This is a genomic window from Bhargavaea ullalensis (genome assembly GCF_042432615.1).
Lineage (GTDB): Bacteria > Bacillota > Bacilli > Bacillales_A > Planococcaceae > Bhargavaea > Bhargavaea ullalensis.
In genome coordinates, this window is sequence record NZ_JBHLWY010000043.1 from 254,758 (window position 1) to 278,086 (window position 23,329).

Annotated in this window: 25 protein-coding genes; 11 read left to right on the forward strand and 14 right to left on the reverse strand. The window is 60.4% G+C overall.

The annotated features are described in order from the left end of the window. Positions 1-110: 110 nt before the first annotated feature. The 7 genes from nhaC to ACFFIY_RS13425 all read right to left on the reverse strand — a co-directional run bounded on the left by nhaC (position 111) and on the right by ACFFIY_RS13425 (position 6,112). Positions 111-1,592 (reverse strand): Na+/H+ antiporter NhaC, encoded by a 1,482-nt coding sequence (gene nhaC / locus ACFFIY_RS13395; RefSeq protein WP_354194658.1) that lies wholly within the window; start codon positions 1,590-1,592, stop codon positions 111-113. Between the two features lie 36 nt (positions 1,593-1,628). After that, positions 1,629-2,783 carry a beta-aspartyl-peptidase gene (gene iadA / locus ACFFIY_RS13400; RefSeq protein ID WP_354194660.1) on the reverse strand — a complete coding sequence of 385 codons (1,155 nt, stop codon included), beginning with the start codon at positions 2,781-2,783 and terminating at the stop codon, positions 1,629-1,631. A gap of 142 nt (positions 2,784-2,925) precedes the next feature. Next, positions 2,926-3,378 (reverse strand): GNAT family N-acetyltransferase, encoded by a 453-nt coding sequence (locus ACFFIY_RS13405; protein ID WP_354194662.1) that lies wholly within the window; start codon positions 3,376-3,378, stop codon positions 2,926-2,928. 126 nt (positions 3,379-3,504) lie between these two features. Continuing rightward, a complete protein-coding gene (locus ACFFIY_RS13410; RefSeq protein WP_354194664.1) occupies positions 3,505-4,056 on the reverse strand; it encodes a VUT family protein in 552 nt (183 codons plus the stop codon). A 32-nt stretch (positions 4,057-4,088) separates the two neighbouring features. Then, positions 4,089-4,763, reverse strand: coding sequence for a 7-cyano-7-deazaguanine synthase QueC (queC, locus tag ACFFIY_RS13415; protein ID WP_354194666.1), 675 nt, complete (start codon positions 4,761-4,763; stop codon positions 4,089-4,091). 210 nt (positions 4,764-4,973) lie between these two features. After that, a complete protein-coding gene (gene queF, locus ACFFIY_RS13420) occupies positions 4,974-5,474 on the reverse strand; it encodes a preQ(1) synthase (protein ID WP_354194668.1) in 501 nt (166 codons plus the stop codon). 233 nt (positions 5,475-5,707) lie between these two features. Beyond that, the gene (locus ACFFIY_RS13425; RefSeq protein ID WP_354194670.1) at positions 5,708-6,112 is read right to left on the reverse strand and encodes a hypothetical protein; all 405 of its coding nucleotides are present in this window, start codon (positions 6,110-6,112) and stop codon (positions 5,708-5,710) included. Between the two features lie 103 nt (positions 6,113-6,215). On the opposite strand from ACFFIY_RS13425, the gene ACFFIY_RS13430 reads away from it, so the two are divergent. Then, positions 6,216-6,611: a hypothetical protein gene (locus ACFFIY_RS13430; RefSeq protein WP_354194672.1), complete on the forward strand. Its 396-nt coding sequence runs from the start codon at positions 6,216-6,218 to the stop codon at positions 6,609-6,611. A 42-nt stretch (positions 6,612-6,653) separates the two neighbouring features. Here the strand turns inward: ACFFIY_RS13430 and ACFFIY_RS13435 are convergent, their stop codons facing one another. Both ACFFIY_RS13435 and ACFFIY_RS13440 read right to left on the reverse strand, forming a co-directional pair. Continuing rightward, positions 6,654-7,139: a GNAT family N-acetyltransferase gene (locus ACFFIY_RS13435; protein WP_354194674.1), complete on the reverse strand. Its 486-nt coding sequence runs from the start codon at positions 7,137-7,139 to the stop codon at positions 6,654-6,656. Positions 7,140-7,143: 4 nt separating this feature from the next. Further along, positions 7,144-7,335 (reverse strand): PspC domain-containing protein, encoded by a 192-nt coding sequence (locus tag ACFFIY_RS13440; RefSeq protein WP_354194676.1) that lies wholly within the window; start codon positions 7,333-7,335, stop codon positions 7,144-7,146. Positions 7,336-7,587: 252 nt separating this feature from the next. Here ACFFIY_RS13440 and ACFFIY_RS13445 point away from each other — a divergent pair, with 252 nt between their 5' ends. From ACFFIY_RS13445 to ACFFIY_RS13460, 4 genes are all read left to right on the forward strand, one after another. After that, positions 7,588-8,187, forward strand: coding sequence for a TlpA disulfide reductase family protein (locus tag ACFFIY_RS13445; RefSeq protein WP_354194678.1), 600 nt, complete (start codon positions 7,588-7,590; stop codon positions 8,185-8,187). A gap of 90 nt (positions 8,188-8,277) precedes the next feature. Further along, complete coding sequence (locus ACFFIY_RS13450; RefSeq protein WP_376837304.1) at positions 8,278-8,583, forward strand: metal-sensing transcriptional repressor; 306 nt, start codon at positions 8,278-8,280, stop codon at positions 8,581-8,583. A gap of 98 nt (positions 8,584-8,681) precedes the next feature. Continuing rightward, positions 8,682-8,891 carry a copper chaperone CopZ gene (copZ, locus tag ACFFIY_RS13455; RefSeq protein WP_354194683.1) on the forward strand — a complete coding sequence of 70 codons (210 nt, stop codon included), beginning with the start codon at positions 8,682-8,684 and terminating at the stop codon, positions 8,889-8,891. An 83-nt stretch (positions 8,892-8,974) separates the two neighbouring features. Next, the gene (locus ACFFIY_RS13460) at positions 8,975-11,401 is read left to right on the forward strand and encodes a heavy metal translocating P-type ATPase (RefSeq protein ID WP_354194685.1); all 2,427 of its coding nucleotides are present in this window, start codon (positions 8,975-8,977) and stop codon (positions 11,399-11,401) included. A gap of 198 nt (positions 11,402-11,599) precedes the next feature. On the opposite strand, the gene ACFFIY_RS13465 is transcribed toward ACFFIY_RS13460, so the two are convergent. Further along, positions 11,600-11,887, reverse strand: a complete 288-nt coding sequence (locus tag ACFFIY_RS13465; protein WP_354194687.1) for a hypothetical protein — start codon at positions 11,885-11,887, stop codon at positions 11,600-11,602. A 164-nt stretch (positions 11,888-12,051) separates the two neighbouring features. Between ACFFIY_RS13465 and ACFFIY_RS13470 the strand changes: the two genes are divergently transcribed. The 3 genes from ACFFIY_RS13470 (at position 12,052) to ACFFIY_RS13480 (ending at position 15,277) form a co-directional block, all read left to right on the forward strand. Further along, the gene (locus ACFFIY_RS13470) at positions 12,052-13,626 is read left to right on the forward strand and encodes an amidohydrolase (RefSeq protein WP_354194689.1); all 1,575 of its coding nucleotides are present in this window, start codon (positions 12,052-12,054) and stop codon (positions 13,624-13,626) included. Between the two features lie 17 nt (positions 13,627-13,643). Continuing rightward, complete coding sequence (locus ACFFIY_RS13475) at positions 13,644-14,891, forward strand: phosphotransferase family protein (protein WP_354194691.1); 1,248 nt, start codon at positions 13,644-13,646, stop codon at positions 14,889-14,891. Between the two features lie 188 nt (positions 14,892-15,079). Further along, positions 15,080-15,277 carry a YwbE family protein gene (locus ACFFIY_RS13480; RefSeq protein ID WP_354194693.1) on the forward strand — a complete coding sequence of 66 codons (198 nt, stop codon included), beginning with the start codon at positions 15,080-15,082 and terminating at the stop codon, positions 15,275-15,277. A 43-nt stretch (positions 15,278-15,320) separates the two neighbouring features. Here the strand turns inward: ACFFIY_RS13480 and ACFFIY_RS13485 are convergent, their stop codons facing one another. After that, positions 15,321-15,914 carry a nucleotidyltransferase family protein gene (locus tag ACFFIY_RS13485; RefSeq protein ID WP_354194695.1) on the reverse strand — a complete coding sequence of 198 codons (594 nt, stop codon included), beginning with the start codon at positions 15,912-15,914 and terminating at the stop codon, positions 15,321-15,323. Next, complete coding sequence (locus tag ACFFIY_RS13490) at positions 15,902-16,918, reverse strand: XdhC family protein (protein ID WP_354194697.1); 1,017 nt, start codon at positions 16,916-16,918, stop codon at positions 15,902-15,904. Before ACFFIY_RS13490 ends, ACFFIY_RS13485 begins: the two co-directional genes overlap by 13 nt. Positions 16,919-17,104: 186 nt before the next feature. On the opposite strand from ACFFIY_RS13490, the gene ACFFIY_RS13495 reads away from it, so the two are divergent. Genes ACFFIY_RS13495 through ACFFIY_RS13505 form a run of 3 tightly spaced genes read left to right on the forward strand, consistent with a single transcriptional unit; the run spans position 17,105 to position 20,765 of the window. Further along, complete coding sequence (locus tag ACFFIY_RS13495; RefSeq protein ID WP_354194699.1) at positions 17,105-19,456, forward strand: xanthine dehydrogenase family protein molybdopterin-binding subunit; 2,352 nt, start codon at positions 17,105-17,107, stop codon at positions 19,454-19,456. Beyond that, positions 19,453-20,289 (forward strand): FAD binding domain-containing protein, encoded by an 837-nt coding sequence (locus ACFFIY_RS13500; protein WP_354194701.1) that lies wholly within the window; start codon positions 19,453-19,455, stop codon positions 20,287-20,289. The genes ACFFIY_RS13495 and ACFFIY_RS13500 overlap by 4 nt, the downstream gene beginning before the upstream one ends. Further along, a complete protein-coding gene (locus tag ACFFIY_RS13505; protein ID WP_354194703.1) occupies positions 20,286-20,765 on the forward strand; it encodes a (2Fe-2S)-binding protein in 480 nt (159 codons plus the stop codon). The genes ACFFIY_RS13500 and ACFFIY_RS13505 overlap by 4 nt, the downstream gene beginning before the upstream one ends. Positions 20,766-20,849: 84 nt before the next feature. Here ACFFIY_RS13505 and ACFFIY_RS13510 read toward each other — a convergent pair whose 3' ends face one another. Next, entirely contained in the window at positions 20,850-21,239 is a 390-nt protein-coding gene (locus ACFFIY_RS13510; protein WP_354194705.1) for a hypothetical protein, read from the reverse strand. Between the two features lie 55 nt (positions 21,240-21,294). After that, positions 21,295-23,199 (reverse strand): FUSC family protein, encoded by a 1,905-nt coding sequence (locus ACFFIY_RS13515; protein WP_354194707.1) that lies wholly within the window; start codon positions 23,197-23,199, stop codon positions 21,295-21,297. Positions 23,200-23,329: the final 130 nt, after the last annotated feature.

A 23,329-nucleotide genomic window follows, 5' to 3' on the forward strand; every position in this document is an offset into this window, starting at 1 on the left:
AAAGATAACGCCCGCTCCGATAAAAGCAACGCTTCATGATAACCTGAAATTTGCTCAATCTAAAAGAGACGAGAATGCAGCCTGGTTGCCGGCTGCGTTCTCGTCTCTTCTTATTCGTTCACTGCAGATGCGGGGGAGCGGTCAACGGCTTTGCTGCCGCTTGGGGGCGGAGACATTTCTCCGTCATCGATCTTCGAAATCCCGATCCCCGTATACCCGAGGATGATCGCGAAGATGAAGCCGGTGTAGCAAAGGATGGCCCACGGTGCGTATTCAAAAACCGAGACGCCGAGCGTGCCGGCCATGAAGACGCCGGCGGACGACCACGGGATGAGCGGCACGACGACGGTGCCGGAGTCCTCGAGCGTCCGGGACAGGTTCTTCGCGGCGAGGCCTTTCGACTTGTATGTATCTTTGTAGATCTCGCCCGGGACGATGATCGACAAGTACGAGTTGCCGGTGACGAGCGCCATCGTGATGCACGAAAGCACGGTCGACAGGATGAGGTCGCCGGTGCGCTTCACGATCTTCATGAGCGCTTCGATGATGACTTCAAGCGAACCGGATTTCGTCATGATGCCGGCGAAGATGAACGCGGCGAACGCGATGAGGACGACGCCGGTCATCGACTGCATGCCGCCCTGGTTGACGAGGCGGGTCACTTCGAAGATGACGCTTTCCGGATTGAATCCGGCTTTCTCGACCATGTCGACGGTGAAACCGGAGACGGTCGACGCGAAGATGTTCGTGGCGCTGAAGCCCTGATACAGCCAGCCGAGCAGGGCCGCGACGATCGAAGAAAAGATGATGACCGGCAAGGTCGGATGCTTGCGGATCGATCCGAACAGCACGATCGCCGGCGGCAGGAGCAGAAGCGGGCTGAACTTGAACATCTCTTTGAGTGTCGCGAGCATCTGGGTCATCGTTTCCGGCGTGTCCACATTGCCGGGGGACAGCTGGAGCCCCGCGATGAAATAGGCGACGAGCGCGATGACGGCGGCGGGGACGGTCGTCCAGAGCATATGCTTGATGTGGTCATACAGCTCGCTGCCGGCCGCGATCGGCGCGAGGTTCGTCGTGTCGGACAGGGGAGACAGCTTGTCTCCGAAATAAGCGCCGGAAACGATGGCACCGGCCGTTGCGGCGAGGTTTGCGTCCAGCCCGGTCGCGATGCCCATGAGCGCCACGCCGACGGTTCCGACCGATCCCCACGACGTCCCGGTGACGATCGAGATGAGGGCGGAGACGATGAAGGCGATCACGATCAGGTAGTCCGGGTTGATCAGGTTCAGCCCGTAGTAGATGAGCATCGGGATCGTGCCCGAGATCATCCACGTGCCGATCAGAATGCCGATTGAGATCAGAATGAGGATCGACGGCATCGCCTGGCGGATCTTGTCCTGGATGCCGTCCATCATGTCGTCCCATTTCAGGCCGAGGCGCAGTGCGATGAGCCCGGCGTAAAGGGAGGCGAGGACGAGGAGCGGCTCCGGCGGAAATTTGAACACGCCGTACCCGACGGCGAGCAGGAGCAGCATGACGACAATGGGCGAGAATGCTTCAAAGAAGTTCGGTCTGCGGATGGATTTCATAAATGGCCTCCTTGGTGACTGACTGGGTGAAGGGGATTACCGTTTTTCAAATGTGCCGAACACCCGGATTTCTCCGTCTTTCATCATGCGGCGTCCTTTTGCGAACACGTCCCGGAGTTCGAGCGTTTCCGGATCGAGTATGGCGAAATCGGCATCTGCATCTGTCGCGATGCGTCCTTTGCGTCCGAGCTTCAGTGCGCGGGCGGTGTTGGATGTGACGAGCGGCAAGGCTTCATCGATGGACATGCCGTGGTCATTCACCGCGGAGATGAACTGCTCGAACAAGGTGCGGGCGCTGGCCACGCCGAGTCCGATCATCTCGCCGGCTTCATTGAAAACGGGCAGGCTGCCGTTTCCGTCGGAGGAGAGGGTGAGCTGGTCCATATCACCGCCGCTTTCCTTGTAGTAGCGGATCCATTCGCCGGTGTCGTCGGCCGCCGTGATGTCGACGAACGAGCCGCGGGCGGCGAGCCGGATGGCGTCGTCGAACAGTTCTTTGCTGCGGCTGATGTGGGTGGCGTAAAGCGTGGTCGGCGGGATTTCATAGTTGTCCAGCAGATCGTGCAGCTGCGACAGATAGTTCTTGCCCGGACCGGTATGGAAATGAACGACGCCGGCCTTTCCGCTCAGAAGGCCGCCGACACGGGCCTGTGCGGCGAGCTTCGACAGTTCCTCGACGGTCGGCTGTCCGGAGCGGGAGTCGGAAATGGCGATTTCCGCGATGCCGACGATCTTGTCGATGAGGATGATGTCGTCTTTGGCGTTGCCGGTGATCGTCGGGGTGTCGACGTCGTAGTTGCCGGTGTATATGTAAGTGGTCATTCCTTCCTCTTCGAGCCCGCGGGCCTTTGCGAGGAGCGAGGTCATGTGGCGGGTCGTGCCGTCCGTGCCGAGCAGTCCGACGGCGGTCGTGATGCCGCCGCTGATGAAGTCGCTGATCTGGATTTCCGGCGTGCGCGTGGCGAATCCGCCTTCTCCGCCGCCGCCGATAAAGTGGACGTGCGGATCAAGGAGGCCGGGAATGACCCAGGCGCCGTTAGCATCGATGACGTCGACTTCGGTGCCTAGGGAAGCGAGCGCCGCCTCGTCGATTTCTCCGATGTGGAGTACTTCATTGCCGGCAAATAAAATCGACTTTCTGCCAAGCTGTTCGGGGGAGAGGATTTCTCCGTTCTTGATGAGTGTGAGCATGAGTGCATCTCCTTTCCTACAGTGAAATAGTATATTCTAAATAGTGATTTGTGTCACTAAGTTGGGAGAAGATAAACGTTTCTGTCGATGGACGATCAAGCAAAAGAGGAGGAACGCGGATGCGTCCCTCCTCTTTCGTTCGTTATTCCAAAATGAGCTTCATGCCTTCATGGCTTGCAGTGAAGCCGAGCTTTTCATAGAAGCGGAGGGCGTCCGGACGCTGTTTGTCGGTCGTGAGCTGGACGAGTCCGCATCCTTCGGCTTCTGCGCGCCGGATGGCTTCGCGGAAAAGCGCTTCACCGACTTTTTGCCCCCGGTGCTTCCTGTCGATGCGCACGCCTTCAATGAGTGCGCGTTTCATGCCGAGCCGGGAGAGGCCGGGGATGAAGGTGAGCTGCAGGCAGCCGATGATGTTCCCGTCTTCCACTGCCAGCAGGATCTCGTTTCCGCCCTGCGATTCCATTTCGGAAAATGCACGAATATACGAATCGGGCAGCGGGTCTTCAAATCTTTCCCGTCTGGACCCGAGCTCATCGTCAGCCAGAAGCCGGACGATTTCCGGCAAGTCCTGCCGGGCGGCTGTCTTGAAATGCATTTCCCATTCCTCCTTTGGTAAGCGGTGGATCGGCCGACTCTATTTTTATTCATTCGACTTCCCGAGCAGGGAATCCTCCGGCACACAAAAACCGGCACCCGCTTGCGGGATGCCGGTGGGCCGAGGTCAGTTTGCAGTCGTTGCGAAATACGGGTCTTCTCTCCGGATGAAGCGCGTCCGGCTCAGGATGAGGGCGCCGGCCATCTGGAGCGTCGTCTTGACGATGACTTGTCCGAGTATGGCGAACGGGACGGCTTCCCAGGGGAGGAACCCGGCGCCGAGCGGGCTGAGCCCGATGATGACGAAGACGGCGGAGTCCAGCAGTCCGCCGGCGGTGCCGCTGTAGAAGACGCGCCAGGCCATCGGCAGCTTGACCCGTGAGTAGACTTCCGTGTCGGCCGTTTCCGCAAGCGCGAATGAAAGGGCGGAGGCGGCGACGATCATGAGCGTGTCGCCGAGCAGGAACGAGACGATCGCGGACAGCGCGAGCGCCGTGACGATGACCATGTAAGTTTTCCTGCGGCCGTACCGGTTCTGGACGAGGTCGCGGAAAATGAACGTTGCGCCGACGAAGAACGTCCCCATCGGCACGATGAAGACGCCGAATTGGAATGGCTGGAGGGCGGCGGTGATGACGTTGGCGATGACGATGGATATCAGGTAGAGGAAGATTCTCATGTGCAGTTCTCCTTGGTGATCGGATTGGCGGGTCAGCGGGAGCCGGCCGTTTCGGTTTTTTCATTCATGTATTGCTTGAGTCCGTTCTTGCGCAGCCGGCAGGCGGGACACTCGCCGCATCCGTCCGCCTTGACGCCGTTGTAGCAGGTGAGGGTTTTCGTCCGGACTAAGTCGAGTGCGCCGAGCTCATCGGCCAGCGCCCAGACGCCGGCTTTGTCGAGCCACATGAGCGGCGTGTGGACGGTGAACGGCGCATCCAGCGCGAGGTTCAGTGTGACGTCGAACGATTTGATGAAGGCGTCTCGGCAGTCGGGATAGCCGCTGAAGTCGGTTTCCGATACGCCGGTGACGAGGTGCTTCGCGCCGATCTGGCTGGCGAGGACGCCGGCGAACGACAGGAACAGCAGGTTGCGTCCGGGGACGAACGTGGACGGCAATTTTCCGTCCGCGCCGTCCGCCACTTCGATGTCGTCCCGCGTGAGTGCGTTCGGGGCCAGCTGGCCGAGGAGCGACGTGTCGAGGACGTGATGGCGGATGCCGAGTTCTTCGGCGATGTCCCTGGCGCAGTCGATCTCGTTGGCGTGTCGCTGACCGTAGTCGAACGTGACGGCTTCAACCTCGGCGAACTGTTTCTTCGCCCATAGGAGGCAGGTCGTGCTGTCCTGTCCGCCGCTGAACACGACGAGCGCTTTTTCGTCTTTGAGCATGGGGGTGACTCCCTTTCCGGTTTGGTTTTGAATGATTCGGGACAGCAGGCACTTCGCGGGTGAAGGTAGGGACTCGCGGGCGAAAGGTGGCGATTCGCCGCGCTAAGGTAGGGATTCACAGCCCCGAGGTAGGGATTCACCCTGCTTAGGTAGCGATTCGCGCTCGTGGCCAGGGATTCACCCCTCTCAGGCAGCGATTCGCCCCTCCCTTCACCGGTTGTCGATCGTCTCCGGGTTCATATCATGGTTCATGAGCCGGTAATCGGCGATCTCTTCGTAGCGCGTGCCGGGGCGGCCCCAGTTGCACCACGGGTCGATCGAGATGCCGCCGCGCGGGGTGAACTTGCCCCACACTTCGATGTAGCGCGGCTCGAGCAGATCGATGAGGTCATCCATGATGATGTTCACGCAGTCTTCGTGGAAGTCGCCGTGGTTGCGGAAGCTGAACAGGTACAGCTTCAGCGACTTGCTTTCGACGAGCTTCTTGTCCGGGATGTAGGAGATGTACATCGTGGCGAAGTCCGGCTGGTTCGTGATCGGGCACAGGCTCGTGAACTCCGGGCAGTTGAACTTCACGAAAAATTCGCGGCTTGAGTGCAGGTTGTCGACCGCCTCGAGCACTTCCGGTGCGTATTCGAATGAGTAGCTGACATTCTGGTTGCCGAGCAGTTTGAGGTCGTTGAGTCCTTCTTCTTTAGTGCGTCCGGGCATGAAAAAAAGCCTCCTTGTCGTGTTTGCCGGCACACGCAAGAGAGGCTGTCTATGATCAGTCCATAAAAAAACAAAGCCGTCATATCCGGCATGGACATGGCGGGAAATCGTCATGGTTCCATAGGTTTTTTATAGAGGGTGATCGCTATGCAACCTCTCCCGCCTCGCGCGGGCTGTTTCATTCTTTCATTATCATATAGGGGATGGCTGGAAGAGTCAATACGGCGTGCGGGTCAGTCTTCCGGCGGCTCGCTCAGCAGCCAGGGCAGAACAGCCTCAAACTCCAGCCGCAGCTCCGGAGCACCGGAGAAACCGATCCGGAAGCGTCCGATCATCTCCGTGTTTTCGTCTGTCCAGTGCTCCGGTGCAGCCGGCGGCCCGTCCAGCAAGCGGCCTGCCAGTTCGTAGTGTCCGATGTAATACCGCCCGGAACCGGACTCGGCGGGGAAGTCGGAAAGGAGTCCGGGCCGTTCCGGATCGATCCCGAGCTGATCGAACAAGCCGCGTTCCTGCGGGTCCGGGTCTTTGACGGCTTTCCGGAAGTTCAGGCAATACAGGCAGTCGCATGGGGAATCGTGTTCACCGGACAAGGGGCGCTCCAGCCTGATCGTCCATCTTCCGATTGTTCGGGTTTTCAATTGCTCCGCCTCTCTTCCTGCGATCGTCTCATACTCGTCATGTTAAGCGGGTGGCTCCTTCAGGTCAAGAAGAGATGGCAAAGGCACGGAAGGATTAACTATAATGATTGGAAAGGGGTGGATGGGGATGAAGCGGCTGGCGATGTTCTTGCTCGGAATGGTGTGGCTGACGGGTTGCGGAATGCAGGTGGCATCGATTGAGGAACTGGAGAAGATGCCGAAAAAAGTGGAAGAGTATATGGATCCGAATGAGTTGCTGCAGGTGATTCAGGTGGGCGATTCAGATTCGTATTATCTGGTTCTCCGGTCTGACCGTGCGGTGGACTCGGCCATCGAAATGAAAAACAGCAAGGCGAACGTCAAGCTGAACGAAACAGGCAGTGCCGGCAGTTCAAGCGGGTGGCATGTGTTTAAAGTGAAGCGCAGCGGCGGTGAAGACACGGTCGAGTATTTCTTAAACGGACAGTCGGTGCCGATCAGCATGGTGATCATTAATTAACGAAAGCGTCCGGATGGGAGGAGACCCTGTCCGGACGCTTTTTCATTTTAGCGCGAGCTTCATCCGGGTCGTCTTCAGGACATGCCCGTCAAAGTCATCGTCGAATTCTTCGACCGTGCAAAAGCCTTTCGCCTCGTAGAATGTCTTGCCGATCCGGTTGCCGGATTCGACGTTGATGAAGACGGCGGACGGCTTCAGGTCATGGATCCCGTGATCGAGCAGTCGGGTGCCGATGCCCTGGCCCTGTGCTTCGGGAAGCAGATAGATCGCACCGAGTTCCGCATTGCCGTCTTCGCGGAGCGGGGAGAAGTTGGCGAACCCGATGATCGGTCCCTCCTGTTCCGCCACGTAGAACGGGGACCGGGCGCATCTCGCTTCGAGCATCTCCGGGCTGTAGGCCTGGCCGAGGAAACGGTCCTGGACGCCGCGGGGGATGAGCCCTTCATATGTCGCATGCCAGCTGTCGGTTGCGACCCGGCGGACTTGCCCGATATCGGCCGGTGTCATATTGCGGATGATGGTGTCCAATCGATCAATTCCTTTCATAAAGCGATGTGTGTTTCTCCGGGATGAGCATTCCGAGGATGAGGTAAATCAGCGGGGATGCCGGCGTGAGCAGAAACACGAGCCGCACCAGGAACGATGAAATCCCAAAGTGCCCGGCGATGCCGCCGCAGATGCCGAACAGCGCCCGGTCCTCTGTCGAACGTGTGATTCTCGTCATCTTGAACCCCTCCTGTTTGAATTTCCTATTCGGGAGCAGGGGGCGGAACTCCTTCCTTGGCGAGGAATCGTTCGACTCGGCCGCCCAATCGTTCGACTCGCGACGAGAATCATTCGACTCGGCGGAGGAATCATTCGACTCACGGCGGGAATCGTTCGACTCGTCAAAACGGCCCCGCGAATCGGACGGGCGTGCGGCTTTTATTTCCCCGGGGGAGCCGTTAAGCTGAGGGGAGGGCAAGGAGGGTGCAGGATGAAGAAATTGAGATGGGCCGGAACGGTGTTGGCGCTGCTGCTCGTCGGCTGGCTGGTGTTCATCATGATCAAGACGAATTTGCCGTCGGGCGACGGGTTTGACGAGTCGGCGTATGAAGATGCGACAATCGGGGCGGACCCGGATGCGGATGTGAAGGAGCTGCCGGACCTCGGGCTGAAGCCGGGGGAGCGGGCGCCGGATTTTCAGCTGATGTCAACGGACGGGTTGCCGGTTCGGCTGAGCGATTTCCGCGGCCGCAAGGTGGTGCTGAACTTCTGGGCGACTTGGTGTCCGCCGTGCCGCGAGGAGATGCCGCATATGCAGCGGTATTACGAGGCGCACGGAGGCGGGGAGGCGTTTGAAATCCTTGCGGTGAATGCGACGCATACGGAGCGCGGCAACGGGAAGGCGGTCGTTCCGTTCATCGAGGACAACGGGCTGCAGTTCCCCGTCGTGATGGACGAGGACGGCGCAATTTCGGAAAAATATGAGGTGCGTGCTTATCCGGTGACGTATGTGCTCGACGAGGACGGCGTCGTGATCGAGCAGGTGATCCAGCCGCTCACCGAGGAGATCATGGCGGAGAAATTGGAGTAGCGGAGGCTTGCTGGTGCGGGGAGGGGGTATCCGGGCGGTTTCCGTGTTATACTGGACATATACCCCATCGGCGTATCTAGGAAAGGATTGGTGACCCGGATGGAAGAAGTGAAGACGACCTACCGCTCGCCGGATGAGAAGGCGCGGCTGATCAACCGGCTGAAGCGCATCGAGGGACAGGTGCGGGGCATTCAGAATATGGTCGAGAATGACCGCTACTGCATCGATATCCTCACCCAGATTTCGGCGATCAACGCCGCAATGAAAAATGTCGGGCTGGAGCTGCTGGAAAAGCACACGCACCACTGTGTGACCAGCGCGGTCCAAAACGGCGAGGGCGAGCAGGCGATCGATGAACTGATGGACGTGTTCAAACGGTTTTCCAAATCCCAGTGAAACGGGTGCATTCCCGTTGACGGGAGGACGCGCCTTGATTTACAGTGAAGGCAGGTTATTTTAATACCCCCTGCGGGTAAGTGGAGGAGGATTCATCCATGGAACAAGTGAAACTGAACGTACAGGGCATGTCGTGCAACCACTGCGTGAATGCGGTGGAAAGCAGCGTCGGCGGACTCGGCGGCGTGGATTCGGTGAACGTGAGCCTTGCGGACAATCAAGTCAACGTTTCGTTTGACCCGGCTGCCGTCAGTGTGGATCAGATTGTCGACACGATCGAAGACCAGGGCTACGACGTCCAGAAATAACGAAACGAGAGCCGTGCGGGCAACCGGCGCGGTTCATTTTTTGGCTGATAAATACCCCCTATGGGTAAGAGAGGTGAGGAGCGATGAGTACAAAGGAAACGACGCTGCAGATCACGGGCATGACTTGTGCGGCGTGTGCGACTCGGATCGAAAAAGGCTTGAAGCGGATGGACGGTGTCGAGGAGGCGAACGTCAACCTGGCGCTCGAGAAGTCGAAGATCGCGTTTGATCCCGAAAAAACGGACGTCGGGGAGCTGAAAGAGAAAGTGCGCGCACTCGGGTACGATGTCGTGACGGACAAGGCCGAGTTCAATGTGACCGGCATGACGTGCGCCGCATGTTCGGCGAGGGTCGAGAAGCGGCTGAACAAGATGGACGGCGTGGACCGGGCCACCGTGAACCTGGCGCTTGAAACCGCGGCGGTCGAATACAATCCGGAACAGGTGACGCCCGCTGAGATGAAAGAAACAATCCACCGGCTCGGCTACGAACTGGAGGAAAAGAAGGAAGAAGCGGAAGGCGCGGTCGACCACCGGCAGCGCGAGATCAAAAAGCAGACTGCCAAGTTCATCTTGTCGGCCATCCTGTCTTTCCCGCTCCTGTGGGCGATGGTGAGCCACTTCAGCTTCACTTCGTTCATCTGGGTGCCGAGGGCGTTCCTGAATCCGTGGGTGCAGCTGGCTTTGGCCACTCCCGTCCAGTTTTTTGTCGGCGGGCAGTTTTACGTCGGGGCCTACAAAGCGCTGCGCAATAAAAGCGCGAACATGGACGTCCTCGTGGCGCTCGGCACGTCCGCGGCCTACTTCTACAGTCTGTACCTGAGCGTGCGGTCGATCGGAAGCGGGGCGGCATCCGGCGGCATGGTCGACCTGTACTATGAGACAAGTGCCGTGCTCATCACGCTCATCATCCTCGGCAAGCTGTTCGAGGCGAAGGCGAAAGGCCGCTCGTCGGAGGCGATCAAGAAACTGATGGGCCTCCGGGCGAAAGAGGCGACCGTCGTCCGGGATGGACGGGAGATGGTCATTCCCGTTGAGGATGTGCTCGCCGGCGACATCGTGTTCGTGAAGCCGGGCGAGAAAGTGCCGGTGGACGGGATTATCGTCGACGGGCAGTCCGCGCTGGACGAATCGATGCTGACGGGTGAAAGCGTGCCGGTCGACAAATCGGCGGGTGACGCGGTGATCGGCTCGACTTTGAATAAAAACGGCTTCCTGAAAGTCGAGGCGACCAAAGTCGGCCGCGACACCGCGCTCGCCCAGATCATCAAAGTGGTGGAGGAAGCGCAGGGATCGAAAGCGCCGATCCAGCGGATGGCGGATGTCATCTCGGGCATCTTCGTCCCGATTGTCGTCGGGATTGCGGTCGTGGCGTTCCTCGTCTGGTATTTCGCAGTCCAGCCGGGCGAGTTTGCTCCGGCGCTCGAGAAGTTCATCGCGGTGCTCGTCATCGCCTGTCCGTGCGCACTCGGACTGGCGACGCCGACGTCAATTATGGCGGGTTCCGGTCGTGCGGCGGAGTTCGGCATCCTGTTCAAGGGCGGGGAGCATCTGGAGACGACTCATCGGATTGACACCGTGATCCTCGATAAAACCGGCACGGTCACGAACGGCAAGCCGTCGCTCACCGATGTGATTCCGGCGGAAGGTTTCGAGGAAGGCGAATTCCTGCGGCTCGTGGGGAGCGCGGAGAAGAATTCCGAGCACCCGCTCGCCGAAGCGATCGTCTTCGGCATTGAAGAAAGAGGCATCCGCGTGGAGATGCCGGACGGATTTGAAGCGGTTCCGGGGTACGGCGTCCGGGCACAGGTCGGCGGCAGCCGGGTGCTCGTCGGAACGCGGCGTCTCATGGATCGGGAAAAAGTGGACGTGAATGCCGTTCTCAACATAATGGAATCTCTTGAAAAAGCGGGCAAGACCGCCATGCTTGCCGCCGTCGACGGCCGGTTCGCCGGCATGGTCGCCGTTGCCGACACGGTGAAGGCGACCTCCGCAGACGCCATCCGCCGGCTCCATGATATGGGGCTGGAAGTCCTCATGATCACCGGCGACAACCGGCGGACCGCGGAAGCCATCGCCGCCGAGACCGGCATCGACTCCGTGATCGCAGAAGTTCTTCCTGAAGGCAAGGCCGAGGAAGTGAAGAAGCTCCAGGCAGCCGGCCGGAAAGTCGCCATGGTCGGCGACGGGATCAACGACGCGCCGGCGCTCGCCGTTGCCGACATCGGGATGGCGATCGGCACGGGAGCGGACGTCGCGATGGAGGCGGCCGATGTGACGCTCATCCGCGGCGACCTCAACAGCATCGCCGACGCCATTCTCATGAGCAAGAAGACGATCACGAATATCCGGCAGAACCTGTTCTGGGCGCTCGCCTACAACAGCCTCGGCATCCCGGTCGCCGCCGCGGGCTTCCTCGCCCCGTGGCTCGCAGGCGCCGCGATGGCGTTCAGCTCGGTATCGGTCGTGCTGAATGCGTTGAGGCTGCAGCGGGTGAAGCTGAAAGGCTGAGCGGATTGGTTGTTGGGTGAGTGAGCGCGTTGCGTCGCCGAGTGAGCGCGTACGGCGGGTGAGTGAGCGCGTACAGCCATCGAGTGAGCGCATACGCCTCGCGAGTGGATTCATGGCCATGAGGCGGGCCCCGGTCCGGCTTCAACAATGGAAAAAGCACGGCGGAGACGGCCAGCTGGCGCGTCTTCGCCGTGCTTTTTAGGATGTGTGATCTGCCTCCGGCTTCAGGCCGAATTTTGCGATCAGGTAGGCGATCAGGCTGACCCAGGCTGCCGGGGCGGCCCAATCGACCGCGGTTTCACTGCCGAAAGCGGGAAGGAGGCTCAGTGCATAGAAAACGATGAATGCGGTGCCGGAAACGACTTCCGTCCAGTTTTCGAACTGATTGCAGCCGGCAGAAACCATATGTCTTGCCTGGCGCCACACGCTGTACAACAGGACGGCCATGATCCCGAGCGCAATGAGCTTGCCGATCCACTCATCCATCCACCCCGGCTCCTTTTCAATCCATTATACTCCATCCGCGCCGCGAGAGAAGCGCTTCCCCAAAGGATTCTTTCAGCTCCCAAAACCGCCCTAAAACCTTCACGCCTTTCCCGTTCAGAAAAGTGTTACACTAAAAAGAAAATGGAAGATTGGGAGGAATGGGCATGAAGACGCTCTGGCATGGGGGAACGTTCGTGACGATGCAGGCGGAAGGCGAGAAGGCGGAGGCGGTGCTCGTCGAGGACGGGCAAATCACAGCAGTCGGTACATATGAAGAACTGAAGGACCGGGCGGATGAGCAGGTCGACGTCGAAGGGGCGTTCGTGTATCCGGGATTTGTCGACACGCATATGCACATCATCGGGCACGGCCAGCAGCTGCTGAGCAACAATCTGTCGGCGGTTCATTCGGCGGATGAGCTGCTGCGCATCATGAAAGAGGCGGCGGAAAAAGTGCCGGAGGGCGAATGGGTGCTCGGCGAGGGCTGGGATGAAAACCTGTTCCCGGACAAGCATGTGCCGACGCTGGAAGAGCTGGATTCGGTGACAAACAAGCCGATGATGCTGAAGCGTACTTGCCGGCATATGCTCCTCGCGAACTCGGCCGCGCTCCGGCTGGCGGGCGTCACGGAACACACGCCCGATCCGGAAGGCGGCGTCATCGTGCGGGATGCAGACGGACATCCGACCGGCTTCCTGAAAGAAGACGCGCAGGATCTCGTCGAGGCGATCGTCCCGCCTCCGTCCGCGGAATCGGTGCGAAAAGCGCTTGAAACGGCCGTCGATGACCTGGCATCGATGGGGCTCACCGGCTGCCACACCGACGACCTCGGCTACTTCGGCCGCTACCAAAACCCGCTCAACGCGTTCCATGAAGTGCTCGGCGAAGGCAAGCGGAAGTTCCGCGCACATCTGCTCCGCCGGTCGACCGTCTTTGAGCAGATGATCGAAGACGGCGCATCGTACAACGAGCCATGGGCGGAGCCCGGCGCGATGAAGTTCTTCATTGACGGGGCGCTCGGAGGAAAGACGGCGGCTTTAAGCGAGGACTACTCGGACGACCCGGGCAACCGCGGCACATTCGTCGTCACGCCGGATGAAGCGGAAGAACTTGTGCTCCGCGCGCGGCGCCACGGGGAGGCGATCGCGGTCCATGTGATCGGCGACGCGGCGGCGGAACTGGCAATCGATTTGATTGAAAAGCACCCTTGCCCGGCAGGAAAGCGCGACCGGCTCATCCACGTGTGTGTGCTGCGCGAAGACCAGGTCGAACGGATGGAGAAGCTGCCGGTCATCCTCGACATCCAGCCGGTGTTTGTCGGCTCCGACTTCCCGTGGGCACTCGACCGCCTCGGCACGGACCGGGTCGACTGGGCGTACGCCTGGAAAAAGCTGCTCGACCGCGGATTCATCTGCGGCGGCGGCTCCGACTCGCCGGTCGACTCGGCGGACCCGTTCCTCGGCATTTACACGGCGGTCGCCCGCAAACTGCCGGACGACCCGAAAGACGGCGGCTATCTGCCGGAAGAAAAGCTGTCGGTCTATGACGCCGTCCGGCTCTACACGACCGAAGCCGCACGCGTGCTCGGACAGGAAGACCGCCGCGGCATGATTGCGCCCGGCCACTTCGCCGACTTCACGATCATCGACCGTGACTTGGAGCAGACTCCGGAAGAGGACCTGGTGAAGGCCGCAGTTTTGATGACCGTCGTGGACGGGGATATCCAGTTCAAGAAGTGATTTGAGGAGGGATGGCCATGGTTGCCGCAACAAGGCCGATCCGCAACTTCCTGCCCGGCCTGCTCGTGCTCGCCGGCGGGGTCTACACGGTTTACTACTACTATATGTACTGGCTCCGGATCTACGGCGCGCTTTGTCTGCCGGGCCGCGGCGATCCGGTGCTCGTCGAGGTGACGAAGGGAATCTGGCTCCGGCTGGACTCGCTTCTGTTCCCGACAATTTTTGGCGTGTTCATGATCCTGCTCGGCATTATGCTCGTCTGGAAGCGGAAATTTGGCGTCGCCATGCTCACGCTCGTTCTCTCTCTGGGGGTCATCAACTGGCCGGGATTCTTCCTCGCCGCAGCAGGCGCGGCACTCGGCCTCGTGTTCTGGCGGAAGACGCTCATCCCGGACATCGATCTCCCGAAACAGGCACTCGGCTGGCTGGACGAAAAAACAGCGGGTGCCCGGCTGCGGTCGTTCCGGGAACTGCCCGCCGGCGAAGGCCACCGCCTGTATGCATTCAAAAACGAAGCGGGGGACCCGTTCGTCGCAAAAGCCTTTCTTTCGGAACAAGCGGCGGCGCGGGAAGCGGAGGCACTGCGGAAAGCCACGGACCGAGGTTTGCCCGTCCCGGCACTCATCGCGGCCGACCGGGACAAGACCGAAACCGGTGCCGGCACGCTGCTGTTGAAACAGCTTCCCGGCGGGCCGTTTCTCCACCCGCTCGACTTTGACCTGTGGGCGGACGAACTGGCGGGGCTCATCGCCCGCGTCCATGCCGCCGACCCTGCGGGCTTCCCCGTTGCCCCGGTGAAATCCGCAGGGCCGGAAATCCCCGGCTGGGCAATCGACCGCACAGTGTGGGAGCGCGCGGCCCGGATGGCAGAAAGCGTTCCGGCCGATTCATCCACCCGCCTCATCCACGGCGATTTTGAGCCCGCGAACGTCCTGTTCAACGAAGGCCATGCAAGCGCGCTCGTCGACTGGGAGCGGGCCGGCACAGGCCCCGCCCAGCTCGACATCGGCCGGATGCGCATCGCCCTCGCGCTCATCCACGGACGCGAAACCGCCGACCGTTTTTTGAAGACGTACCGGGAAACCGCCGGCGGCGGGTTCGCGTACGGCCCGGAATGGGACATCCGCGCGATCGGCGCCTGGCTCCGGGAAACCGGTTCTGCCGGCCTCGCTGCCCGCTGGATCCCGTTCGGCGTCACCACGCTCACCGAAGAGGAAGTGGAGCGGCGGCTCGAGCTGTTCGTGAAAGATTTGACCGGAGAATAAAATTTCTGTTTATTTTGAGGTTTTAAGGGTACAATCCATCACAAGTCGTTCTGCGGATGCGGAGCGGCTTTTCTTTGATTCACGGGCATTGGGTTCGGAAACTCCTGCATTTTCCTGCGGGGAAGTTGACACTCGCCGCCAATAAGCCGACACTCATAAAAGGCACTTCCCGAAAGGAGTCAGCTCATATGAAAAACGGAAAAACACGCGCTGATGTGAAACCCGGGCAGCGGGTGAACATTGTCCTGAAAAAAGACCAGCGGACCGGCAAACTCACCGAAGGGATCGTGAAGGATCTCCTCACGAATTCACCGACCCACCCGCACGGCATCAAAGTGCGGCTGGAGGACGGCCAGGTCGGCCGCGTCCAGGAAATTCTTGAATAATGCCCTGTCTAAAAGATGCATGCGGTCATCCCGCATGCATCTTTTATCTTTCCATGCGGAGCAGCGCATCGTAGTCCCCGGGCGTGTCCACGTCGAAGAACGGATCATCCGCCTCCAGGTCCAGGAATCGGCCGTGTTCCCGGAGCGGCCCGCTGAGCAGGTCGCGTGCGCCGCGGTCCCCGTCCAGTTCCAATAGCCGGGGGAACAGCGGGGCGGCAAACAGGACGGGCGGGACCGGCACGCCCTTTGTTCTCGTGGCGACGAACGGGGCACCGGCGAGGCTTCCCCTTTCCAGCAGGCGGTTGAGGTGGGCGGCCGAGGTGAGCGGCTGATCGGCCAGGAGGATCATTGCCGCTCCGGCCTCCAGGCGCAGAGCTTCCCGGATGCCGCATTTAAGGGATTCCGCTTGTCCGTCCGCGCTGTGTTGGCAGGGGAGCCGGCGCACTTTTTCCCGCTCCGTGAACCAGGCCGGGGAAGCGCCGGTTCGTGTGACGACGAGTACTTCGTCCAGCCGGCTTTCGGCGGCGGCGGAGACGGTGCGCCCTCCGATCGTTTCATTGCCAAAGGGCAGGGCGAGTTTGTCGCGTCCCATGCGGGTGCTGCCGCCTGCCGCGAGCACGATGCCTATTGTACGCATGCGGTTTTTTGCTCCCGGACGGCGATCAGCTCGGCCAGGATGCTGAGGGCGATTTCTTCGGGGCCGTCCGCGCCGATCGGAAGACCGACGGGGGAGCGGACCCGTCCGGGCATCGGGCCGCCGATCAGCCGTTCCGTCCGCTTCCGGGAACCGAGAACGCCGAGGTAAAACAGGTCCTCCTCCAGCAGGTGGCCGAGCACAGAGCGGTCGCGTGCGAAATCATGCGTCATGACGACCGCGCTGTCGAGCGGGCTGAAGGGGATCGACCGAACCGAATCTTCCACGGGTCCGGTCCAAAAGTTGGCCGCATCCGGGAAATGCACCGCCGAGCAAAGCCCCGGCCGCCAGTCGACCAGATGCACGGCGTAGCCGAAGCCGGAAGCGAGCCGGGCGAGCGGCCGGGCGTCCATGCCGGCGCCGATGAGATAAAGGGCGGGCTGCGGCCAGACCAGCCGCGCATGCACCGGGCCTGCTGCGGTTTCCAGCTCCTCCGAAAAGCGGGAAAACGGCCGCGACTCCATCAGCAGCCGTTCCGGCTGTCCGGTACCGGGAAGCTTCAGCGTCCCGTCCAGGCCGCCCCCGAGACTGAAAAAGGCATACTTGTCCCCGTCTGTTTCCTGGAGAAACAGCACGGGCTCTTTTGCGTCCAGCCGGCCGACCGCCCGCCGGAGCGCTTCCCGGAAACGCTTGTCCGCATCCCGGACGAGCAGCGTCAGAACGCCGTTGCATCCCGCCCCGAGGCCCCAGCCGAGGTCATCCTCAGAACTGAGATCATAGCGGTGAAGTTCCACCCGTCCGGTTCCGGCAAGTGCAGCCGCCCGACCGGAAAGGTCTTCCTCCAGGCAGCCGCCGCTGACCATGCCGGCGGTGCAGCCGCACGTGCCGATGATCATCATGGCGCCCGCTTTCCTGTAGGATGACCCTTCCACCCGGACAAGCGTCACAAGAGCTGCCGGTCCTTCTTCTTCAAGCAGTTTCTTCCATTGTGCAAAAGTGCCTGTCATGGCTTCCGCTCCTTTCCCTCAATTAAGGGTAGTCACGCTGCTTCGCATATATTCGCCGGGCCCGGTTTTGGAACGGCGCCCGGTTGTCCAAACTGGAGAAGAAAAGCCGGACAGGGTGCGAAGGTGCCCGCCGGCGAAACGGCGGACCCGGAGGTCTAAAATCCGGGCCGCGAATGAAAAGCGGAGGTGGAAAGCTTGGAGCAAGGCTGGTATTCCGTCGGGCAGCCGGAACAGCGGATTGACGCGGAGGAAAAAGCGCGGGGAACCGTGCGTTTTGTGGGGGATTACCTGTCGCCGGGCCTGATGCATGCAAAGCTCGTGACCAGTGAACGGGCCCACGCCGAAATCCGGTCGGTCGATGTCACGGAAGCGTGGAAAGTGCCGGGCGTCCGGGCCATCATCACCGGGGAGATGTTCCCGTTTCATATCGGGCCGATTTTGGCGGACAGGCCGCCTCTGGCATTCAAGAAAGTCCGGTACTGCGGGGAGCCGCTTGCAATCATCGTGGCCGATGCGGAAGATCAGGCGAAGCAGGCGGCGGAACGGGTTGTCGTGACCTACGATCCGCTCCCTGTCGTGAATTCACCTTCCGACGCGATGCGGCCGGGTTCGCCGCTCGTGCATGAAGATGCCGGAAGTTACCAAAAGCTCATCAGCAACGTCTACCCGGTGAGCGGGACGAACATCGGCAGCCATATCAAAATCCGAAAAGGCGATGCGGGAGCCGCCTGGGCGCAGTGCGACGAGACGGTCACGGCTTCATATTCCTTTAACCTGACCGACCACGCGGCGATGGAACCGAGGGCGGCGATGGCGGAGATCAATCCGTCGGGGAAAATCATCATCCATTCATGCAGCCAGTCACCGTTCACGATCAAAAAAGTGCTCAACCAGTTTTTCAATGTCGAGCTCGGCAATGTGATCGTCCACATCCCGCTTGTCGGCGGGGCATTCGGCGGAAAGGGAACAGTCCAGCTGGAGCCGCTCGCCTACCTCGCGTCCAAGGCGGTCGGCGGCAAGCTCGTCAGGCTGGAATATTCCCGCGAGGAAGACATGCGGACGGCGCCTTGCCACATCGGGCTGGAAGCAACCGTCCGGCTCGGCGCAGACAAAGACGGGCGGCTGCTGGCGGGGCAGTATACATTCCTGTTTGACTCGGGCGCCTATACGGACCAGGGGGCGGGCGTCACGCGGGCGGCGGCGCTGGATTGCACGGGGCCGTATGACATCGCGAATGTCTGGTGTGATTCCTACTGCGTATACACCAATCATCCGTACGCCACGTCTTTCCGCGGATACGGCCATCCCGAGCTGTCTTTTGCGGTGGAGCGGACGATGGACAAACTGGCCCGGAGACTGGGCCTCGACCCGGTGGAATTCCGTCTCCGAAACGCCATCAAGCCGGGCGATGAGACGCCGACGCAGGCAGTCCTGACCGCGAACAACATCGGGGATTCCGCACAATGCCTTCTCCGTGCGAAGGAGCTGATCGGCTGGGACGGCGGGAAAGCACGGGAGGCGGCCGGCGGAAAGGTGCGGTCAAAAGGGCTCAGCCTGTTCTGGAAAACGTCCACGACGGCGACGAATGCACAGGCCGGCGCGGTCATCAAATTCGAAGCGGACGGCTCGGTGAACCTCAACTGCGCGGCAATTGAACTGGGACAGGGGACGAAGACGGTGCTGGCCCAGATCCTGTCCGAGAAGCTGAAAATGCCGCTGTCCAAGATCCGGGTCACGATGGAAGTGAACACCCAGTATGATCCCCACCAGTGGCGCACGGTCGCCAGCAGCACGACCTTCCTCGCGGGACGGGCTGTCATGTCGGCGGCGGATGACGCGATCGCCAAGCTGAAAAAGACCGCCGCCGTCGCCCTGCAGTGCGCGGAAGAAGACCTCGACATCGGGGACGGCCGCGTGTACTACCGGCCCGCCCCCGAATTCGGCGTCGACATCCAGGAGATTGCGCTCGGCTACAAATTCCCGAACGGGCACACCGTGAGCGGCCAGGTGATCGGCGTCGGCAAGCACGTCCAGACCCACCTGACGCCGATGGACGAGAAAACCGGCTTCGGCAAGCCCGGCCCGTGGTGGTCGGTCGGCGCCCAGGCCGTGGAGATTGAGCTGGACCCGGCCGATTACTCCTACCGGGTGCTCAAGGCGCTCACGGTGCTGGACGGCGGGACGATCATCAACCCGAGGATGGCCGAACAGCAGATGCGCGGCGGCATGTACCTCGGCCTGAGCTTTGCAAGCACAGAGTCGTTCCGGTTTGACGCAGAGGGCATCGTCCTGAATCCGTCGCTGCGGGACTATCAGATGCTGAGGTTCGGCGAGGAGCCGGCGGAATACATGGTCGATTTTGTCCAGACCCCGTCTGCGGCCGGGCCGTACGGCGCACGGGGCATCGGGGAATATGGTGTGATCGGGATGGCACCCGCACTGGCGAATGCGCTGTCCGCTGCCACCGGTGCCGAACTGGACGAGCTGCCGCTCACGCCGGAAACCGTCTGGCGGGCGGCCGGGGAGGGGAGCCGATGATCGGATTCAACTTTGACTACCACCGTCCGGGCACGCCGGAAGAGGCGCTGTCCTGCTTCCGCGAAAGCACCGGACAGGGTCTTCAGACAGTGTTTTATTCGGGCGGGACCGAGTTTTTGACACATGCCCGGACCGGGGAGATTTCCGCCGGTGCCGTGATCGATATCAAAGACATCCCCGAATGCCGGGAGCTTCAGTGGGACGGGGAGATTCTCATGATCGGCGCGGCACTGACGCTGAACGAATTGGCCGGCTCCGGTGAGTATCCGCTGCTCGCCCTCGCTGCCAAAGGCGTGGCGGACCACACGTCCCGCAACAAAATCACGATCGGCGGCAATGTGAACAGCCGTCTCCCGTACCGCGAAGCCCTGCTGCCGCTACTGCTCGCGGATGCAGCGGCGAAGGTCGCCGGGCCTGAGGGCGAGCGGACCTTGCCGCTTTCGGAGCTTGTCGGACAAGGCGGCCGGCTTCCGTCCGGTGAACTGCTTCTGCAGATCCTGGTGAGCCGGCGGGCGGTGGAGCGGCCACACTTCTTCAGGAAAAAGACACGCATGACAAAAGTCGGCTATCCGCTCGTTTCCCTCGCCGCCGACCGGGAAGGCAGCCGGATTTCGGGCGCGTTCAGCGGGTTGTGCGGCCAACCGTTCAGGCTCGCCCAAGTGGATGAGGTCCTCAGCGACAAGTCGCTCACACCGGAGGCGCAGGCGGCGGAGATCCGTTCGCTTTTGCCGACGGCCGTGACGGCGGATCAGTACGCGTCGGCCGAATACCGGCTGTTTGTCCTGGGCCGGATGCTCCATGAACTGGCGGAAGAATGGGAGGAGTGCCGATGAACCGGTCGATCCGGCAATCAAAAACCGTGTACCGGCTGAACGTCAACGGCGAAACGAAAGAAGCGATGGGCCGTCCGGCGGATCTGCTGCTTGATACGCTTCGCACCGGACTCGGCCTGACGGGCGCCAAAAAAGCATGCAAAAACGGAGACTGCGGTGCCTGCACGGTCATCGTGGGCGGCGATGCGGTCCATGCCTGCCTCATGCTGACCGCGGAAGCCGAAGGAAAACCGGTCCGGACAATCGAAGGCCTTGCCGATTCCCCGGTCCAGCGCGCCTTCGTCGACCACTGGGCGATCCAGTGCGGATTCTGCACGCCGGGGTTCATCGTGAAGGGTCACAGCCTGCTGGAGCATCATCCGGACGCCGACGACGAGACGGTGGAAGAATGGCTCCAGTCGAACCTGTGCCGCTGCACCGGCTACGCCGAAATCAAAGACGCCATCCAGGCTGCAAAAAAAGGATTTGCCGATTGAACGGCAAAAAAGCAAGGACGATGGATTCTCCGCGGAGGCTGTTGCCGGGCCGCGCCATCAGTCCTTGCTTTTTGTCTTTTTTGATCAGCCTTTTTTCAGGCTCTGGTTGCCCGCGTTGAGCGACTGGATGAGCTGGAGCGTCTGCGCAGCCTGCTCGATCTGCTGGAGCACCTGTTCAAACTGCTGCTGAACGGCGGTCGTCGACTGGGTCACCGCGAGCCCCTGCATGAACGCCAGAAGCTGGGTGGCCTGCTGTAGCTGCTGCTGGGCCTGCTGGAGTGCCTGCGGATTCACCATCGTGGCGTTTTGCTTGATGATGGACACCGCCTGCTGAAGCGTCTGGAGGGTCAGCTGTTTTTGCAGCTGGAACTGCTCCTCCATCATCTCCCGGTTTTGCATGAGAGATTGCTGTTTTTGGTGCATCTGCTGCAGGGTGAAAGTATCCGGTTTTGTGCGATGCGATTGCAGGTTCATCAATCCGTCTCCCGTCTTTGGCATGTTGGACTTAGTATCCGACGGCAGCCGGGATTTATCCGGAAATGGCGGAACGGGTTTCATGCAAGTCCTCCATTGCATCCAAAACCATGCTTAGTACCAGGCGGTCTTCAATGCGCGGAGCCGCTCCGATCATCGCGTGCAAATCGTCCGTTTCGCACGGGCGGCCGGATGACGGCTGCAGGCAGTTCTTGACGGCATCCGCGGCCGGCGGGGTCAGGCCGTGTTCTCCGATCCAGTGATACAGCTCATACAAAGTGCCGGCTGCGGATCGCTTATTTGCCAGCCAGGCGGTTTGTTGAGCATCTGAAGACTCCTGATTGTTCAGCTGCAGCCGGTCTTCGATCAGGGTGGTGATGATGAGAAGGTTGCGGATGGCGTCCGGGCTTCCGCCGCCGTCCGCTTTTCTTGCCACTTCCGTCCGCATTTCGCAAAGGGTGTCTTCGAACATCGCTTTCAGGTCTTGGTTGGCATCCGCCAGCTTGTACGGCAGGATGAACCGGTTGATCAGCGAGGCGAGCACCACTCCGGCCGCCACCAGACCGATCCGTTCCAAAGTCAGGATCTCCGTGGCGCCGGTTGCGAGCGCCACGGTGCCGATGGCGGAAAAGGTGACCAAAATCGTGCTGTACCGGTAGACTTTAATGTAGCTCATCAGATAGCCCGCGGCCATCAGCAGGAGGGAGCGCACCGGATTGCTCTGCACAATGGTGAACAGGACCGTGACGGCGAGCGCACCGACCGCCGTTGCAAAAATCCGGTCGCGCATTTTCTTTTTGGAGCCTTCATACAGCGGAATGATGACCGACAACACGGTGAACATCATCCAGCGTCCTTCTTCCCAGCCGAAGAAATCCACGATGAACGCGCTGAGGCTGATGCCGACCGCCATCCGGATGGCGTATGAAAGCTTGATGGAGTTTGTATGGCTGGGCGTTTCTCGAATGGAGACCTTTTGAAACGTCTTCGGGATGTTCTCCAACTTATCGGAGAACGTTGCACGTTTGCCGTCCAATTTCTTTAAGTCGGTCAAGTTCGTTTTCAGGAAGTCAAGGTGATGAAGCATCCGGAGAACGAAAAGGTCACGCCCGTGTTTTCCTTTGTTGGATGTTTGAAGCAGTTGATGGAACGTCTCTTCCAGCGCGCCCGGTTCTCCTTTGTTTTGCATGGCATCCTGGGCAACCAGAAGAAGGCGGGACACGTCAGGCAACAAAGCCCGTTGCGCTTCCTTGTCCTCCATCCGGTTGAGGAGTGAGTTCAACTTCTCCAAGGCTGCGGAAATTTTCAGCTTCAAACGGCCTTCTTCGGTCAGGTAGTAATCGTCTTCTCTTTTTTCATAGATGATGCTTCTGAGTTCGCCGATGTGGCCTGTGATTTGCCGGTCCATTTCGTCGGAAGGTTCACCCTCCCGGATCAACCGGATTTTTTCGTTGAGTTCCTCCAGGAGGGCCTCCACTTTTTTGTCGCCGCTTTTCTTGATGCGCTTCCTGTTCGCCAGCATCTGCACGGCCATGATCGCCACCGCACCGACTGCCAGCGAGGCCAGTCTCAGCGGAAGCTGCGCCGCATCAACCGGCATCGCCAGAAGAAACAGGTACTGGAGCGAAAAAGGAAAGTACAGCGGGTTTTTCAGATTGTAGATCAGGAAGTAGCTGATCACGAACATGACGATGAAGTTGAGGGGGATGGCCGTCCAGATGTTGAAGCCGGTCAAAAAGGCGGCGATGCCCATGAACAGGTTGAGCCCGACGAACTTCATCGTGTTCATCACCGGGTGGCTCGTGAAATCCCGTTCCAGCAGCATGAGCATGGCGGTGATGGTCGAAACACCGATCAAGATATTTTCGCTTCCGAACAGGGCACCGAACCCAAGTACGAACCCGAGTATGAAGACAAACAAGACGGTGTTCGAGAGGATGGTTTTTTTGGTCAGTTTCATGGCGTCACTTCTCCTGCTTGGGGTTGTGAAATAGTTTAACACTAAAGCAGTTTTGAGGAAACTAATCCGCGCCTCTTCAGCTTTCCCGGGTCACTCTTTTTCAAACTCCGGCAAAACGCCGCCATCCGGG

What these genes read in the sequence shown, in the direction of transcription:
- ACFFIY_RS13515 (WP_354194707.1), bottom strand. Translation starts at nt 23,199, where the DNA reads ATGAAACTGACCAAAAAAACCATCCTCTCGAACACCGTCTTGTTTGTC.
- queF (WP_354194668.1), bottom strand. Translation starts at nt 5,474, where the DNA reads ATGCCCGGACGCACTAAAGAAGAAGGACTCAACGACCTCAAACTGCTC.
- ACFFIY_RS13470 (WP_354194689.1), top strand. Translation starts at nt 12,052, where the DNA reads ATGAAGACGCTCTGGCATGGGGGAACGTTCGTGACGATGCAGGCGGAA.
- nhaC (WP_354194658.1), bottom strand. Translation starts at nt 1,592, where the DNA reads ATGAAATCCATCCGCAGACCGAACTTCTTTGAAGCATTCTCGCCCATT.
- ACFFIY_RS13485 (WP_354194695.1), bottom strand. Translation starts at nt 15,914, where the DNA reads ATGCGTACAATAGGCATCGTGCTCGCGGCAGGCGGCAGCACCCGCATG.
- ACFFIY_RS13445 (WP_354194678.1), top strand. Translation starts at nt 7,588, where the DNA reads ATGAAGAAATTGAGATGGGCCGGAACGGTGTTGGCGCTGCTGCTCGTC.
- copZ (WP_354194683.1), top strand. Translation starts at nt 8,682, where the DNA reads ATGGAACAAGTGAAACTGAACGTACAGGGCATGTCGTGCAACCACTGC.
- ACFFIY_RS13440 (WP_354194676.1), bottom strand. Translation starts at nt 7,335, where the DNA reads ATGACGAGAATCACACGTTCGACAGAGGACCGGGCGCTGTTCGGCATC.
- ACFFIY_RS13430 (WP_354194672.1), top strand. Translation starts at nt 6,216, where the DNA reads ATGATTGGAAAGGGGTGGATGGGGATGAAGCGGCTGGCGATGTTCTTG.
- ACFFIY_RS13460 (WP_354194685.1), top strand. Translation starts at nt 8,975, where the DNA reads ATGAGTACAAAGGAAACGACGCTGCAGATCACGGGCATGACTTGTGCG.
- ACFFIY_RS13500 (WP_354194701.1), top strand. Translation starts at nt 19,453, where the DNA reads ATGATCGGATTCAACTTTGACTACCACCGTCCGGGCACGCCGGAAGAG.
- ACFFIY_RS13465 (WP_354194687.1), bottom strand. Translation starts at nt 11,887, where the DNA reads ATGGATGAGTGGATCGGCAAGCTCATTGCGCTCGGGATCATGGCCGTC.
- ACFFIY_RS13480 (WP_354194693.1), top strand. Translation starts at nt 15,080, where the DNA reads ATGAAAAACGGAAAAACACGCGCTGATGTGAAACCCGGGCAGCGGGTG.
- iadA (WP_354194660.1), bottom strand. Translation starts at nt 2,783, where the DNA reads ATGCTCACACTCATCAAGAACGGAGAAATCCTCTCCCCCGAACAGCTT.
- queC (WP_354194666.1), bottom strand. Translation starts at nt 4,763, where the DNA reads ATGCTCAAAGACGAAAAAGCGCTCGTCGTGTTCAGCGGCGGACAGGAC.
- ACFFIY_RS13505 (WP_354194703.1), top strand. Translation starts at nt 20,286, where the DNA reads ATGAACCGGTCGATCCGGCAATCAAAAACCGTGTACCGGCTGAACGTC.
- ACFFIY_RS13405 (WP_354194662.1), bottom strand. Translation starts at nt 3,378, where the DNA reads ATGCATTTCAAGACAGCCGCCCGGCAGGACTTGCCGGAAATCGTCCGG.
- ACFFIY_RS13410 (WP_354194664.1), bottom strand. Translation starts at nt 4,056, where the DNA reads ATGAGAATCTTCCTCTACCTGATATCCATCGTCATCGCCAACGTCATC.
- ACFFIY_RS13490 (WP_354194697.1), bottom strand. Translation starts at nt 16,918, where the DNA reads ATGACAGGCACTTTTGCACAATGGAAGAAACTGCTTGAAGAAGAAGGA.
- ACFFIY_RS13510 (WP_354194705.1), bottom strand. Translation starts at nt 21,239, where the DNA reads ATGAACCTGCAATCGCATCGCACAAAACCGGATACTTTCACCCTGCAG.
- ACFFIY_RS13475 (WP_354194691.1), top strand. Translation starts at nt 13,644, where the DNA reads ATGGTTGCCGCAACAAGGCCGATCCGCAACTTCCTGCCCGGCCTGCTC.